The following is a 279-nucleotide window of genomic DNA, read 5'->3' on the forward strand; positions in this document are numbered from 1 at the left end:
GTGCTCAGCGCTTCACATACTTGATATGTATACGTACCACCCCCCTTTAGTATTTATACTGTCGGTGTAGGCATTATTATTTGCAGTGGTAATGACTTTGCTACTATTGCGGTAGATATCAACTTGGCTTGTTGCTGCGCCATTCCAACTTAAATCAACAAATTTAGTGCCTTTTGATTTGTAACCTGAAGCGCTAAGAGAGATATCATCTACGCCTGGCTCGGGATCAACACCACCAGTATAGCCACCCGCACAGCCGTTTGCTGTAAGGTAAGCATC

General features: G+C 44.1%; 1 protein-coding gene. It reads right to left on the minus strand.

The genetic code is table 11. From position 1 onward, the window contains the following. Positions 1-12: 12 nt before the first annotated feature. The coding region (locus tag AAEY88_RS13200) for a hypothetical protein (RefSeq protein ID WP_350563120.1) at positions 13-279 on the minus strand (267 nt) is incomplete at its 5' end.

It is taken from the genome of Psychrobacter sp. CAL346-MNA-CIBAN-0220 (assembly GCF_040309805.1).
Lineage (GTDB): Bacteria > Pseudomonadota > Gammaproteobacteria > Pseudomonadales > Moraxellaceae > Psychrobacter.